Here is a 14,763-nt window from a genome sequence, read left to right on the forward strand (position 1 = left end):
TTTGTATATTCATGCCATATCTTCCTCTTTCACCAGAACCTCTCGCTCTATTTTGCTGAATACCTGATGCGTCATCCACATCACGAGATAGCCCATAATACTTGCTCCGGCAAAAGTTAGAATTCCTGGGTACAAGCCTAGAATCAATGCAAATAGCACGACAATGGCTACAAAAAGAACAAGCGTGTATTGTAAATACGAAAATCCAATCACGATCGACATCTTGACCTTCAGTCTGATGCCTCTCCAATCATAGTGAGCCAGCAGCGGGAAAATATAGGCCAAAGAGATAAGATACAAAAAGGCTCCAATAAGCGTCACCACACGAACATACCAGGACGAGACGTTGACGATATCCACGTAGAGCACGTAACCCACAAGGCTGTAAAGCCCCCCAATGATGGCTGCTTCTTTAAAGCTTTCTCTAAAGTAACGTACAAACGTCGAGAAAATGGCGACTTCCTCATTGCCCCGAATCCACTGTCTTAAAATACTAAGCATAGCAACGGTTGCAGGCCCAACGCCTATAAAACCCAAGCCCAGAATCGTCGCAACCGTCCAAAGCAAGTTAAGGTAGACCAGGCGTAGCAGGCGCATGCACCATTTGTTCATGTTTTCTACAAACCGCACCATTTTGCATCCTTCCCGTCGTCATTAGTAAACGCCGTCTTCACCAAATTTCTTGGCCAGTCGATTGGAGCCCATAATCAGGATTAAACCTACCACACCTTTAAAAAGCCCTACCGTTGTACTAAAACTTAATTGTCCATTCTTTAAGCCCGCAGTATAAATGTAAGTGTCAAAGATTTCGGCAACTTCGCGGTTTAAGGAGTTCAATAGCAGATACATATGCTCAAAGCCCAAATCCAACGTGCTACCGATCTTCAAAATTAACAATGTAATAATGACTGGGCGGATCGCAGGCAAGGTAACGTGCCATGTCTTTCTCAGGCGTCCAGCTCCGTCCATCTCTGCTGCCTCATACAATTGCGTATCTACCACTGTAATCGCAGATAGATAAATGATGGTAGACCATCCCAGTTCCTTCCAAATCACTTGCCCGATGTAGACTGTTCGCAGCCATTGCGGAGAAGTTAAGAAACTGATCTTCTCACCACCTAGCGCGGCAATCATTTCATTCAGCACCCCACCGTCTACGGTTAGGAATACATAAGAAATCGAAACAATGATAACCCATGACATAAAGTGCGGGATGTAGATAATGGTTTGGATAATGTTCTTAAAGAACATCTTCCTGACTTCGTTCAGCATAAGCGCCAAAATGATGGGCAATGGAAAAAAGATTACAATGTTCAATGCAAACAAAACCAGCGTATTGCGAAGCAGCATAAAAAACGTAGGCTCGGTAAACAAACGAATAAAATGCTTCATGCCTACCCATGGACTGCCTGTGATTCCCTGAAAAGCTTGATAATCCTGAAATGCAATCACCAATCCCCCCATAGGAAAGTACTTAAAAATAATGAAGTATACCAGTCCGGGTAAAACCATTAGATAGAGCAGCTTGTGTTTCTGCATTCGTAAAAGGCTTTCCGTCGTTCTTTTGTTCTTTTTCATTTTCATGTTTGGTGCGGGGACACTTGAAACTTTCATTAGTTCGACCTCCTTCAAACGTTCCTGTATACGTTTTCAAGAGTATGCGATTTTCAGCATTCCGCATATAATCACCAAATGATAGCGTTTACAAAATTGGGTGTGCAGCCTACTTTTCAACCTTTCACCTTAGCTAATGATTACTACACAACCTAATGATCATTCGCTTTTTTCCAGGCTTAGGGAACACCTCAAGATTTGATTATATACGGAATTCTTTCCTCTTGATAAGGTTGCCATGTAAACGATTACGAGGAGGTCAACCACATTGACACAGCCATTACGAAAACAAAAATTACGAAAAAAAGAATCGCTGGGCAGCCGTATCTTCAACATTGTAAACAGTACACTATTGATTCTCATTGCCCTCACATGTCTCTTACCTTTTTTGAATATCATCGCCAGCTCTTTTGCCTCAACCGAAGAAGTGATAGCCAAGAAGTTCATTTTATTCCCAGTTACTTTTTCCTTGGATGCCTACCGCTATATTCTGTCGACTCCCACCATTTTTAGAGGTCTCGGGGTTTCGGTCGGCGTAACGATCGTCGGTACAGTTGTAAGTATGATATTTACTGCTTTTATGGCTTATGGATTATCCCGAAGATATCTACTCGGCCGCAATACGATTAACTTCATTGTCGTGTTTTCTATGTTGTTTAGTGGGGGGATGATTCCAACATTCCTGGTTGTAAAAAGCATGGGGCTTATCAATTCGTATTGGTCCTTGATTCTTCCTGTCGCCATTAATGCGTTTAACCTGATTATCATGCGTAACTTCTTTCAGGCGCTGCCAGATGATCTGGAGGAATCAGCCAAGATGGACGGGTGCAACGATTTTGGTATCTTCTTTAAAATTATGTTGCCATTAGCCCTGCCTTCTATTGCAACCATCTCTCTATTCTACGCTGTTGCCTACTGGAATACGTATATGCACGCCATTCTCTATATCAATGATTCTGCCAAATGGCCGATTCAAGTCTTGCTACGTCAAATTGTAATCGTTTCCAGTGGTATGCAGGCAGAAGGAACTGCTGTAGATGTCATTCCGCCTGCGCAGACGATTAAGATGGCGGTCATTGTCATTGCGACCGTTCCGATGTTAATCGTGTATCCATTTGTGCAAAAGCACTTTGTCAAAGGAGCTTTGTTAGGAGCGGTTAAAGGTTAATTGGCTTGCTTCATCTTTCGGTAAGCTCCCGGTGTAACCTGTTCCTTTTTCCGAAAAGAGCGGATAAAGTTTTGCGAATTATGATATTGCAGTCGCTCGGCGATTTCCTTAATCGTCATATCTGTCTCAACGAGCCACTTCTTACCCATTTGCAGCCGGTAGCCCATCAGATATTCACTAAACGTCGTTCCGTATTCTTTTTTGAAAATACTGCTTAAATAATTCGGATTGTAATGAAGTCGGTCTCCAATGAGTTCTAATGATAATTCCTGGTCATATTCAGCACGGATAATAGCAGCAATTTTCTCCGAGAGACAGCGGAATTGCTGGTTGGTCTTCTCCTTCATGCTTTTTACCATGGGGAAAATAACTTGCTCTATCAGCATACGTTCTATCTCTTCCGGGTTACGGATGTCCAGCAAACGATGATACAAGGCATGATTGTCTTGCGTCAGCAGCACTTCAATCCCTAATAGTTGCTCTAATTGGATGAGGTTATTCACAAACCGTACCAACAGCACCTCAAAGTTCATGGAATGATTGTTTTTTACCATCATTTCCTCCAATAATGAGTGCACGGTATGATATACCTGCTCTTCGTCCCCTATTCGGATGGCATCAAATAGTTTTGATTCCAATTCCGTAGGATAATGGAGCAGCACCGGACCTGAAATGACCATGGAAATATCTTCATAAAAAATAATCGACTCTTTGCCTAAATTTAAACGGTGATGCAAAGCTTGCTTGCTCATCTCACAGGCTTCTTTACTTTCTAATAAGTTATCATACGCCGTACTAATGCCGATGCTGATGGAAACATTTAAATACTCTTTTACGTTTCGAACCAAAAGGGTCGCATCATCCAAGACTTGCTTTCTCATTTCCTGTTCGCTCAACCCTGTCAAAATTAATATGGTGGCCTGAGTGTTATCGTTCAAAATGATGGGAAGCATTCGCTGCTGCTCTGGAATCGTTTCTTCTACGATTTTGTTAATAGCCAGCAGCAAAACATCTTTATCCGAGGGCTCTCGATCTCCCAGATTATCCAGTTGGACTAACAAGGTAATATACATTTGATTCTCGATCTGCGGATAACCCAAGCGTGGCATTTTTCGTGCCAATTCCTCTGCAGAAATACGTTTGCGGAACAGGTTGAGAATCAATTGGGTTTCCAACTGTGGCATTTCGGACTGAATGAGACTTTCCAAGCTTTCCTTCTCGGTTACAATGTTATCGATGGAATTAATAATCCATTCAATTTCATTTTTAGAAGGTTCATTTTTGAAAGCGAAATTAGGATTTTTAGGCAAGCTTCGTTTTATTTGCTGAAATGGCTTTGTAAAGTAAATGGCAATGAAGTACGCCACTACCACCATTAAGAGCGTTAATACAAGTCCCATCATGATGATCCCAAATTTGGTCGTTTGAAAGGCATCCGCAATTTCTTTCTTATCTAATACTGTTAAGTAAGTCCAATTGTTATAGGCAGATTTGGCATAGATGACTTGTCGTGCAGGCTGCTGATCCGTTTTCTCCAAAGTTAGCATACCTGTGTTGCTCGGCTTCACTGTGGCTTCTGAAATATGCTGGAGCTGCTGGGTGGACAATAATTGTTCGGCAGGCTGGGTTTCATACATTAAATCGCCTTGATTATTCAAGATAAAAACAGCCATATGATCCTCGGTTTGAATCGTATGATTTAATGTTTGCAGCGAAATATCCGACAGAGCAATGGCTTGCTTCTTCTTAGAGAATACAGGCAAGGTATTAACAAAACGAATCCCTTTATCTGTTTTAACCCAGAATAGTCCCTGATTCTGATGGTCGATATAGGTATTAACCAGCTTCTCCCTTTCTGCTTTCGTCAAATAAGACAGGCTTCCATTGGAGATTCTCCAATTCTGATCCAGACTGATGAGTGAATATTCCGTTCCCTCTAATCCCATCGTAGCAATATAATTGAGCTGAGTATTCACATTCCGATACGCTATAAAATCTTTTTCTGTAATGGGATTTTTCACAACATCATTAAAGGAACTGGTCGTGCTATACGTATTAAAAGCATATTCAATCGTTTGAATTTTCTGCTCCAGGCTATTTCTGATCTGTGCCATATAGCTTTGCTTGGTATTGGAAACCCTCTCCACAACGGAGCTAATTGTTGTAAAATAGATGTAGCTGCCAAAACTGGCCACAAATCCTATTCCTAAAACCAGAATCGTAATAAAAATGGTGTAGAACATTCTTCCTTTTTTCATTGCGCTCCCCCTCTGGCTCTTTGCATCACATCAAAATTATAGCGCTTTCATAACAAGGTTTAAATCATTTTTTTCACGTGTGCATTATTTTTTACATCCGTATCATTCCAATTTAAGTCGATTTTGTTTGGTTGGCGGCAGTTAAAAAGAAATTTGGAGGAATTACTTATGTTACATGTTGTTAGTCCTAAAGAACCGATTGTAAAAGAAGAATTTCCGTCAGAAACTTCCTTTCTCTCCCTCTATCCCGTAGCAGTTGGTGAAGCTCGTCCTTTTATATTGGTATTACCTGGCGGTGGTTACGAGCATTTGGCCTCACATGAAGGAGAGCCTATAGCTCGGTGGTTAAACGATCTAGGTATTCATGCGGGTGTGCTGGAGTATCAAGTCGGTGATTTCGAGATTACTTCCTTGTTGGAGGATGTAGAACATGCTCTGCAATGGATTCGCCAAACATCGCATGACTGGCTGGTCATCCCTGACCAAGTGGGGCTCATCGGTTTTTCAGCAGGCGGTCACTTGGCCTCCATTGTCTCCACTATAGGGACGGTAAAGCCAGATCTTCTGTTGTTGGGATACCCTGTAATTTCATTTTATGAGCCTTATACACATATCGGAAGCCGTACGCATTTTTTAGGGGAACAGCCGACGCTGGAACAGCTTCAAGCCTTTTCATCCGATCGGCAAGTGACTTCAAAGACACCTCCAACTTTGATGTGGACTACAGCCAATGATGGCGCTGTACCGGTAGAAAATAGTCTGTTGTTCGCTTTTTCATTATCCAGGGAACGTATTCCGTTTGAACTGCATGTATTTGAGGAAGGACGACACGGCTTGGGACTGTCAGAGGACAACCATGAATGCCATCAATGGCTCAATCTGGCGGAAACTTGGCTTCAAAAACATGGATATGCTCGGGCGAGACAACAGATCACAACTCGACTGTTTATCGCCGGGGACTCCACTGCAGCTCAAAAAGGGGCTACCGAAAAACCGATGACAGGCTGGGGTGAACACTTGCAAAGCTATTTGGCACCGTCTGTTCATGTGGACAATCGTGCTGTCAATGGGCGAAGCACCAAATCTTTTATAGCAGAAGGCCGATTAGCTGATATTGAAAAAGATATTCTAGCTGGAGACTATCTGTTTATTCAATTTGGACACAACGATGAGAAAAAAGAAGACCCCACTCGCTATACCGATCCTGATGGAGATTATCGTCAAAACTTAATTCATTACATTCAGTCCGCTAGAGAGCGTGGTGGAATTCCAGTGCTATTGACCTCTGTAAGCCGCCGCCGATTCACCGCAAACGGTGAACCTGATCCGCTGGCTGTAGGAGCCTATCCCGCTGCCATGAGACAAGTAGCCGCGGAAACCAAAACACCCCTGCTCGATATTTTTGAAGCTTCTCAGCAGCTTTATCGTTCCATGGGTGAAAAAGAGTCCCAGCAGCTATTTATGTATTTGCCTGAAAAAACACATCCTAATTACCCCGCTGGTGTAACAGATAATACCCATTTCTCTGACGAAGGAGCAAGACAGATTGCTCAGCTTGTAGCAGAAGCCATTCGTCAGTGTGCGGAACTGTCTGCATTAAAACAGCGTATGGTAGAAAAGAATCCAGACAGCGGTGAGAGGATTGCGCACCAACTTGTCAACTGATATCAAGAACTAAATAGATATAAACACGAAAAACGGACTTGGAACTAATCACTCTGACGTCCGTTTTTTATTCGCTTTAGGTCAAAGATTGCCCAGCTATAGAGAATAGTTCAAAAGTATGATAAATCGAAAGAAATTACTCATTTATTATAATTTAATTTTTTATTATTCAATAGGCCTTTTGTATCATTTAATTGTCTTATATTGACAAAATTTGTCGAATAAAGTGAAAATAACAATTTGCATGGTATATTTTAGGAGCATGTATAAACACACCAGGAGGTATTTTTATGAATACTAAGAAAATCTTATTAACAACAGCAATGTCTTTGGGGCTAATTGGTAGTATCATCGTCCCTAGTGCGTCCGCAGCAGTAGGTCCTTCGCCAGTAATTACGCCTGTTGTAGAAGTTAACGGAGTATATTACAGAACGGCTACATTGCCACGAAATTATTCCTATGCGCTGTCAAATTACCCGGGCGATACTTATAAAGTGGCGAGCGGAAATGTCACAGTCTCCTCTTCCGGCGTGGTAACAACCACCACTGCAACGAGCGCAAGAGTAGAAATTTACGGCGGTAACGGTAAATTGAGAATGGTGTATACCGTCAAGGTAAACTAAGGTTGGAATAAGCGTTCCTGGGAGTACGGAGTCAACGATCATTATCAAAATGGTGATTTGATAGCGAGTTTTTTAAGCACTGTCCGTTTATTGGGACAGTGCTTCTTTATGGGGCGAGTAGAACTCATACTGCTATTTTATCAGTAGAACTCTATATTAATTTTCATTGAACTCTATTTAACGGCCTCTTGAGAAGTTTTATTTAAATGATCCTCAAAACTGCTCGAACGTCCTCTTTTCTAAACTTTCGTGAGATCAATAGAGATACCTAAAAAAATCCAAGTCCCCCTCGCTCCAATCGATCTTTCCTACTTTTTTAATCATTATTCCATCAATTTCCTCAAAGCCTATTCCATTTGTAATCATTTTTTCATTATCAATTTTTAACCATTTAATTTTGTTCTTTACAGGCTTATATCCATTTCTTAAATACAAGTTCATATTATCTGCACATAAAAGTATAAAATCAATATTTCCTGTAACGGATAATTTTTCAATTTCTAAAAGCAGCGCTGAAGCTATTCCCTGTGATCGAACATTTTTTGAAACACACAAATCAATTAAACCCAGTACTCTTATGGATTCTCCGTTTAGATTCATTATCCTATAATCTAATCCAACATGACCTATAAGTTGATATTCATGGTTAAAAGCTAGAAGTCTAAAATGAGGAAGTTGCTTGAAATAAATTCTATCCTTAGGGTAGATTTCTGAAAAACTGTCGATTAATAATGTTTGTATACTGGCTGCTAACTCTTCACTTATGTCATGTTCAAAAACTTGATCTATTTTCAAAATACCACTCCATCCTTGAACCCGCATTAGCACTAGCTTAATAAAGAGGCTTTGGCAAATTCAATTTAACATCATAAAAAAGCATCCTCGATGATCCGACCAGCGGTGGAGTACGAGCCTTATCCGAAACAAGGTCTGTCTCAATGAATCCGTGGGCAGTTCAAAATTTCCTTTTCCCTCTATAAACAACAAAAAAACCCTTGCTAAGCAAGGGTTTTTGAGGAAATGGGCCCTGAGGGACTCGAACCCCCGACCAATCGGTTATGAGCCGACCGCTCTAACCAACTGAGCTAAGGGCCCTCAAAAAAATATGTATACTCACGTCACACATTCATAACAGCAACGTTAATTAATATACAACATTTTCTTGTGTTTCGTCAATAGTCTTTCGAAAATTTTCTTTTTAAAAATTATTTTTGTGGACTTACGGAATAAACCGGACACCATAACGACCTTTGCGCGAGCGGTACACCTCCACTGCGCGGGGATCATTGTAGCCATACATCCAGCCGTCGTGCTCCAACCTTTTTGCCAGACATCCTGCCTGAAATTTAGTCGTGTACAGTCTGCCATAGTAAATCCAATACATCCGAGCTCCCTCTTTTCACATGATGGTAGGAGTTAGTGTAACCGGATCGAATTCGATTTACACGGCCTGGGCCATAACAATCTACAATGGTTAGCAAAGAGTACGAATCGCTCTAATCATTAGACCTATTGGCCTCTATAGCTCATCTTATTTACCAAAGGAAGCGGGGTCCTGGCGCCAGGAACGCAGCAGTTCCATCTCTTCTTCCTGAATGGTTCCTTCACGCAAGGCAACGTTCATCAGGGCTGTATAATTGGACAAGCTTTGCAGCTCCACACCCGCTTCTTCAAAGGCTTGAGTCGCTTTGTCTAGCTGGTAGCTGAAAATGGCCAGTACCGCTAATGGCTGAGCGCCTGCTTGTGCTACGGCCTGTGCTGCTTTAATGGAGCTGCCTCCTGTAGAAATAAGATCCTCGATAACCATAACCTTCTGACCTGCACTAATACGGCCTTCGATTTGGTTTTCTTTCCCATGTCCTTTGGCTTTGTCCCTTACATAGGCCATTGGCAGATTTAGCTTTTGCGCCACCCAGGCTGCATGAGGAATCCCTGCTGTAGCTGTCCCTGCAATGACTTCAGTTTCGGGGTATTGCTCACGAATAAGAGCAGCAAATGAGTCTGCGATCAGCTCGCGCACCTCCGGGTAGGACATGGTCAGGCGATTGTCACAGTAGATTGGCGATTTAATGCCGGATGTCCATGTAAAAGGCTGTTGTGGGCGCAATGCCACCGCCTGAATACGTAACAGATGGGATGCAATTTGCTCAGGTATACTATTGAATGTGGTCATACTTGTATCATCTCCTCAATAATGTGTTCCGCTGCGGCGCGTGGGTCTGCTGCTGCGGTGATAGGACGTCCAACGACAATGTAGCTGCTGCCTTGGGCAATGGCTTGGCCAGGTGTAAGCACACGCGACTGATCGCCTGTAGCACTACCTGCCGGGCGTATGCCAGGAGTTATCGTCTTAAAGTCTGATCCACATACAGCACGAATGGCAGGTACTTCCAAAGGTGAAGCTACCACACCATCCAGTCCCGCCTCACGGGTCAGTTGTGCGTAACGAACCACTGCATCCTGTACCGTACCAGGAATACCTAATTCCTTATTCATGGTCGTCTGATCCGTGCTGGTCAGCTGTGTGACTGCAATAATGAGCGGCATGGAAAGCGAGCTGTCTGCGGAAATAGCTGCTTCTGCACCAGCTTTAGCGGCTGACATCATATTAACGCCCCCAGCAGCATGTACGTTGAACATATCTACACCTAAGCGGGTAATGCTCTCTGCCCCTCCCCGCACCGTGTTAGGGATATCATGCATTTTCAAATCCAGAAATACGGAGTATCCTCTGGACTTTAGTTGTTCTACAAAAGCTGGCCCTGCACTATAAAACAGTTGCATACCTACTTTTATATAACAAGGAATCCCTTCTAGCTGCCGAATTAACTGCTCAGCCTGTTGTGCATTGGGATAATCTAACGCAACCATCAGCCGTCCTGCCATCTGCTGAAATGCTCCATTCACCGTTCTCCATCCCCTTTTTACGTCAATTCGGGTACATTTGCCCGTGATAAAGGACATCCGTCAGCCGAAGCTGATGAATGTCCTTCCCTGTGCTACTTATTTCCTCACATCTATTCGTAACGCATTATTTGCTCAGGACCGGCATGGATTCGGATGTGAAATTGATCGTTTCCAGCATTCTTAGCAAAGCGCGTACTGTATCCAGTGAGGTCATGCAGACAATGCCATTCTCAACTGCTTCGCGGCGGATACGGAATCCATCACGCTCTGGCGTTTTGCCTTTGGTCAACGTATTGAAGACAAAGTTGGCTTCACCCGTGCGAATCATATCCAGGATGTTCGGATTACCTTCGCTCAGTTTGTTGATCGTGTTCACTGGAATATTGGCCTGCTTCATAGCAGCCGCCGTTCCACCTGTTGCAATAATTTTATAGCCCAGTCTGTAAAAGCCCTGCATCAACTCGACAGCTTCTTCTTTGTCCTTATCTGCCACTGTAATGATGATCGCCCCAGTGGATGGAATTTTCATACCAGCTCCCACAAGTCCTTTGTACAGTGCTTTGGCATACTGAATATCGCGTCCCATAACTTCACCTGTCGATTTCATTTCCGGGCCCAGCGTCGGCTCTACACGACGCAGTTTGGCAAAGGAGAATACCGGAACCTTAACCGAGACATAATTACTTTCAGGCCATAGACCTTCTGAATAACCTGCATCTTTAAGCTTACCGCCCAAAATAGCCTGTGTAGCCAGATTCGCCATTGGGATATTTGTTACTTTACTCAAGAAAGGAACTGTCCGCGAGGAGCGAGGATTAACCTCGATCACGTACACCTCGTCTTGATGAATAACAAACTGGATATTTACCAGACCGATCGTTTTCAATTCCTTAGCGATGCTGATTGTAATTTCCACAATTTTTTGTTTCAACTCGGCAGACAAGTGCTGTGGTGGATACACCGCGATAGAATCACCTGAGTGAACCCCGGCCCGTTCTACATGCTCCATAATGCCTGGTACCAATACTGTCTCGCCGTCGCAGATGGCGTCAACCTCAACTTCTTTACCCAACATATAACGGTCGATGAGCACCGGGTGCTCTGGATTGATTTTAACCGCTTCTTCCATGTACCGCAGCAATTCCGTATCTGAGTACACGATTTCCATAGCGCGTCCGCCCAGAACGTAGGATGGACGTACCAGAACCGGATAGCCCAGCGCCTGTGCGGTTCCTACTGCTTCATCAACTGATGTGACCGTGTTGCCTTTAGGCTGTGCGATAGCCAGACGAGACAAAAGTTGCTCAAACTTCTTCCGGTCTTCCGCTTCATCGATACTTTCCAGACTCGTACCCAAAATATTCACGCCTGCCGCACTCAGTGGAGCTGCGAGATTAATGGCCGTTTGACCCCCGAACTGGACGATAACCCCAATCGGTTTTTCCTGCTCGATAACATTCATTACATCTTCGAAGAAGAGCGGTTCAAAGTAGAGGCGGTCGGATGTGTTAAAGTCCGTAGATACCGTCTCCGGGTTGTTATTGATAATCACTGCTTCGTAGCCCGCTTTTTGAATAGCCCATACCGCATGTACGGTGGAGTAATCAAATTCAATCCCTTGCCCGATCCGAATCGGTCCGGAACCGAGTACGATAACTTTCTCTTTGCTAGATGGAATCACTTCATTTTCCACCTCGTAAGAGGAGTAGTAGTACGGAGTTGTGGCTTCAAACTCGGCTGCGCACGTATCTACCATTTTGTAGACCGGACGCAGGTTTTGAGCTAGACGGAATTCACGTACCTCACGCTCGGTTGTCATACTGTCGTTTTGGCCCATACTGCGAATCTCGGCGATAGAGCGGTCGGTAAAGCCTTTACGTTTGGCCTGATAGAGTGTTTCGTAGGTCAGCTCAGATTCTCCAGCGATAATGGCTTCGAACTTGATGATTCCCTCTACCTTATCGAGGAACCACCAGTCAATTTTTGTCAAATCTTGAATCTCCTGCTGCTGCCAGCCGCGACGGAACGCCTCAGCTACCAAGAACAACCGCTCATCATCTGCTTTAATCAGACGATCCTTGAGCACGTCATCAGACAGCTGATCGGCTCCCTTAAGATGCAGACGGTGTACACCGATTTCCAAAGACCGTACCGCTTTCTGGATGGACTCTTCGAATGTGCGTCCGATGGCCATGACTTCACCCGTTGCTTTCATTTGCGTGCCCAGCTTGCGGTTGGCAGAAATGAATTTGTCAAATGGCCAGCGTGGTATTTTGCTTACGATGTAATCCAATGTTGGCTCAAAGCAAGCATACGTCTGTCCCGTTACCGGATTCACAATTTCATCCAACGTGTAACCCAGTGCAATTTTGGCAGCCATTTTAGCAATCGGATATCCGGTTGCCTTGGAAGCGAGCGCCGAGGAGCGGCTTACGCGCGGGTTTACTTCAATGACATAGTATTGATAGCTGTGCGGATCAAGCGCAAACTGTACATTACAACCGCCTTCGATATTGAGGGCGCGGATAATTTTCAGAGAAGCAGAGCGCAGCATCTGGTATTCGCGATCTGACAGCGTCTGACTCGGAGCTACGACGATACTGTCGCCAGTATGCACGCCGACTGGATCAAAGTTCTCCATATTACAGACAACGATGCAGTTATCATTGCCATCACGCATGACCTCATACTCGACTTCCTTCATGCCTGCAATACTTTTTTCCACCAAACATTGTCCGATTGGACTGTATCTCAAGCCAGAGCTGACGGTTTCACGCAGTTCTTCTTCTGTGGAGCAGATACCACCGCCTGTTCCCCCTAGCGTATAAGCCGGGCGAACGATAATTGGATAACCGATTTCGTTAGCAAATTCTAAAGATTCTTCCAAGGTTGTTACAATGACACTCTCTGGTACAGGTTGTTCCAACTCGCGCATCAAATCACGGAACAGATCACGATCTTCGGCTTTTTCTATCGAATTCAGTTGAGTTCCCAGCAACTTGACGTTTTCACGCTCCAGCACTCCGGCGCGAGCCAGTTCCACTGCCATATTCAGACCTGTCTGTCCTCCCAGCGTAGGAAGCAGACCATCTGGACGCTCTTGACGGATAATCTGTGTTACAAAATCAAGTGTAATCGGCTCGATGTATACTTTGTCTGCCATGTTGGTGTCTGTCATGATGGTTGCCGGATTACTGTTGATCAGTACTACCTCGACGCCTTCTTCTTTGAGCGCTTGACAAGCTTGTGTACCAGCATAATCAAATTCTGCTGCCTGACCAATGACGATAGGACCGGAACCGATCACGAGTATTTTTTTAAGTTCTGTATTTTTCGGCATATTAGCGCTCTCCTCTCACTGCGGCGGCGATAGCAGCCTGACGCGGTTGCTTTGGATAATTTCTTTTGTGCTCACGGATCATGTCCAGAAAGCGGTCAAACAGGTAACCATTATCGTAAGGTCCTGGTGCAGCCTCTGGATGATATTGCACCGAAAACGCGGGATACTTGGTATGTTTAAGACCTTCAATCGTTTTATCGTTGTTATTAATATGCGTCACTTCAAGCTCAGTACCTTGGATCGAATCCTCATTCACCGTGTAGCCGTGATTTTGTGATGTGATAAAGCAGCGTCCGCTCTCCAGTTCTTTCACCGGATGGTTACCACCGCGATGTCCGAATTTCAGCTTTTCCGTATCCGCTCCCGAAGCTAAAGCGAACAACTGGTGTCCCAAGCAAATTCCGAAAATCGGATATTCCCCTAACAGTTCTGCTACCGTACTAACGGCATGGGGTACGTCTTTTGGATCTCCAGGGCCGTTAGACAGCTGAATACCGTCCGGATCCAAGCGACGAATTTCCTCAGCTGTCGTATCATGTGGAACGACAACTACATCGCAGTCCCGTTTATTCAGTTCGCGCAAAATGCCGCTTTTTGCACCGTAGTCAATCAATACGATCCGCTCTCCGTTGCCAGGACTGCTGTACGGATGAGGTGTAGAAGTCATAGGAACCTGATTGCGCAGTTCTTCAATGGTCAAGTCAGACATCATTTCTTTCAGTTCTTCCAGCGGCTGGGAACCAGTCGTCAAAATGCCCTTCATCGTGCCGTGATGGCGAATAATCCGGGTAAGCATGCGGGTGTCGATGTCGCTAATGCCAATGATGCCATATTCCTTCAGCAAATCGCCCACGCTGTATTGAGCACGCCAGTTACTTGGCGCTGGCTCGTAATGTCTAACAGCAAAGCCATGGACATAAGGCCGTACCGATTCAAAGTCATCACGAGTAATTCCATAGTTGCCAATCAGCGGGTAAGTCATCGTTACGATTTGTCCGCAGTAAGAGGGATCAGTAAGCACCTCTTGATAGCCTGTAATCCCTGTGTTGAAAACGACCTCGCCTGTTTTATCACCTTCCGCACCAAATGATGTGCCTGTAAACAGCGTGCCGTCCTGAAGTAACAATCTTGCCTGCATCCCGTCTCACTCCTCTATATTGTTTCCTGCTATAAGGTTCTATTTTTTTA

12 protein-coding genes and 1 tRNA gene are annotated in these 14,763 nt (G+C 44.3%); 3 read left to right on the forward strand and 10 right to left on the reverse strand.

Annotated features, from left to right (window positions below; genetic code table 11):
* Nucleotides 1-9 precede the first annotated feature (9 nt).
* Together ACWA2B_RS17780 and ACWA2B_RS17785 are read right to left on the reverse strand one after the other, a co-directional pair.
* Nucleotides 10-633: a YesL family protein gene (locus ACWA2B_RS17780; RefSeq protein WP_029517727.1), complete on the reverse strand. Its 624-nt coding sequence runs from the start codon at nucleotides 631-633 to the stop codon at nucleotides 10-12.
* A 21-nt stretch (nucleotides 634-654) separates the two neighbouring features.
* The gene (locus tag ACWA2B_RS17785; RefSeq protein WP_023989418.1) at nucleotides 655-1,614 is read right to left on the reverse strand and encodes an ABC transporter permease; all 960 of its coding nucleotides are present in this window, start codon (nucleotides 1,612-1,614) and stop codon (nucleotides 655-657) included.
* A 268-nt stretch (nucleotides 1,615-1,882) separates the two neighbouring features.
* Here ACWA2B_RS17785 and ACWA2B_RS17790 point away from each other — a divergent pair, with 268 nt between their 5' ends.
* A complete protein-coding gene (locus ACWA2B_RS17790; RefSeq protein ID WP_013311057.1) occupies nucleotides 1,883-2,782 on the forward strand; it encodes a carbohydrate ABC transporter permease in 900 nt (299 codons plus the stop codon).
* On the opposite strand, the gene ACWA2B_RS17795 is transcribed toward ACWA2B_RS17790, so the two are convergent.
* Nucleotides 2,779-5,040 (reverse strand): helix-turn-helix domain-containing protein, encoded by a 2,262-nt coding sequence (locus ACWA2B_RS17795; RefSeq protein ID WP_069010294.1) that lies wholly within the window; start codon nucleotides 5,038-5,040, stop codon nucleotides 2,779-2,781. The genes ACWA2B_RS17790 and ACWA2B_RS17795 overlap by 4 nt on opposite strands.
* 168 nt (nucleotides 5,041-5,208) lie before the next feature.
* On the opposite strand from ACWA2B_RS17795, the gene ACWA2B_RS17800 reads away from it, so the two are divergent.
* On the forward strand, nucleotides 5,209-6,705 hold the full coding sequence (locus ACWA2B_RS17800; protein WP_449292477.1) for a GDSL-type esterase/lipase family protein: 1,497 nt from the start codon (nucleotides 5,209-5,211) through the stop codon (nucleotides 6,703-6,705).
* 290 nt (nucleotides 6,706-6,995) lie between these two features.
* A complete protein-coding gene (locus tag ACWA2B_RS17805; protein WP_069010293.1) occupies nucleotides 6,996-7,328 on the forward strand; it encodes a hypothetical protein in 333 nt (110 codons plus the stop codon).
* Between the two features lie 255 nt (nucleotides 7,329-7,583).
* On the opposite strand, the gene ACWA2B_RS17810 is transcribed toward ACWA2B_RS17805, so the two are convergent.
* From ACWA2B_RS17810 to carA, 7 genes are all read right to left on the reverse strand, one after another.
* On the reverse strand, nucleotides 7,584-8,123 hold the full coding sequence (locus ACWA2B_RS17810) for a GNAT family N-acetyltransferase (protein ID WP_449292478.1): 540 nt from the start codon (nucleotides 8,121-8,123) through the stop codon (nucleotides 7,584-7,586).
* Nucleotides 8,124-8,349: 226 nt separating this feature from the next.
* Nucleotides 8,350-8,423: transfer RNA gene (locus tag ACWA2B_RS17815), tRNA-Ile, on the reverse strand.
* Between the two features lie 124 nt (nucleotides 8,424-8,547).
* A complete protein-coding gene (locus tag ACWA2B_RS17820; protein ID WP_014282411.1) occupies nucleotides 8,548-8,712 on the reverse strand; it encodes a hypothetical protein in 165 nt (54 codons plus the stop codon).
* Nucleotides 8,713-8,859: 147 nt separating this feature from the next.
* Entirely contained in the window at nucleotides 8,860-9,501 is a 642-nt protein-coding gene (gene pyrE / locus ACWA2B_RS17825; protein ID WP_013311063.1) for an orotate phosphoribosyltransferase, read from the reverse strand.
* A complete protein-coding gene (gene pyrF, locus ACWA2B_RS17830) occupies nucleotides 9,498-10,292 on the reverse strand; it encodes an orotidine-5'-phosphate decarboxylase (protein WP_080658631.1) in 795 nt (264 codons plus the stop codon). The genes pyrE and pyrF overlap by 4 nt, the downstream gene beginning before the upstream one ends.
* A gap of 67 nt (nucleotides 10,293-10,359) precedes the next feature.
* Nucleotides 10,360-13,575 carry a carbamoyl-phosphate synthase large subunit gene (gene carB, locus ACWA2B_RS17835; protein ID WP_340932641.1) on the reverse strand — a complete coding sequence of 1,072 codons (3,216 nt, stop codon included), beginning with the start codon at nucleotides 13,573-13,575 and terminating at the stop codon, nucleotides 10,360-10,362.
* A 1-nt stretch (nucleotide 13,576) separates the two neighbouring features.
* A complete protein-coding gene (carA, locus tag ACWA2B_RS17840) occupies nucleotides 13,577-14,713 on the reverse strand; it encodes a glutamine-hydrolyzing carbamoyl-phosphate synthase small subunit (RefSeq protein WP_029517734.1) in 1,137 nt (378 codons plus the stop codon).
* Nucleotides 14,714-14,763 lie beyond the last annotated feature (50 nt).

The organism is Paenibacillus sp. CMM36 (assembly GCF_053570945.1).

Bases quoted from the DNA above. Each gene is read 5' to 3' on its own strand.
- ACWA2B_RS17780 (WP_029517727.1), bottom strand. From the start codon at position 633: ATGGTGCGGTTTGTAGAAAACATGAACAAATGGTGCATGCGCCTGCTA.
- ACWA2B_RS17785 (WP_023989418.1), bottom strand. From the start codon at position 1,614: ATGAAAGTTTCAAGTGTCCCCGCACCAAACATGAAAATGAAAAAGAAC.
- ACWA2B_RS17795 (WP_069010294.1), bottom strand. From the start codon at position 5,040: ATGAAAAAAGGAAGAATGTTCTACACCATTTTTATTACGATTCTGGTT.
- ACWA2B_RS17800 (WP_449292477.1), top strand. From the start codon at position 5,209: ATGTTACATGTTGTTAGTCCTAAAGAACCGATTGTAAAAGAAGAATTT.
- ACWA2B_RS17805 (WP_069010293.1), top strand. From the start codon at position 6,996: ATGAATACTAAGAAAATCTTATTAACAACAGCAATGTCTTTGGGGCTA.
- ACWA2B_RS17820 (WP_014282411.1), bottom strand. From the start codon at position 8,712: ATGTATTGGATTTACTATGGCAGACTGTACACGACTAAATTTCAGGCA.
- pyrE (WP_013311063.1), bottom strand. From the start codon at position 9,501: ATGACCACATTCAATAGTATACCTGAGCAAATTGCATCCCATCTGTTA.
- pyrF (WP_080658631.1), bottom strand. From the start codon at position 10,292: ATGTCCTTTATCACGGGCAAATGTACCCGAATTGACGTAAAAAGGGGA.
- carB (WP_340932641.1), bottom strand. From the start codon at position 13,575: ATGCCGAAAAATACAGAACTTAAAAAAATACTCGTGATCGGTTCCGGT.
- carA (WP_029517734.1), bottom strand. From the start codon at position 14,713: ATGCAGGCAAGATTGTTACTTCAGGACGGCACGCTGTTTACAGGCACA.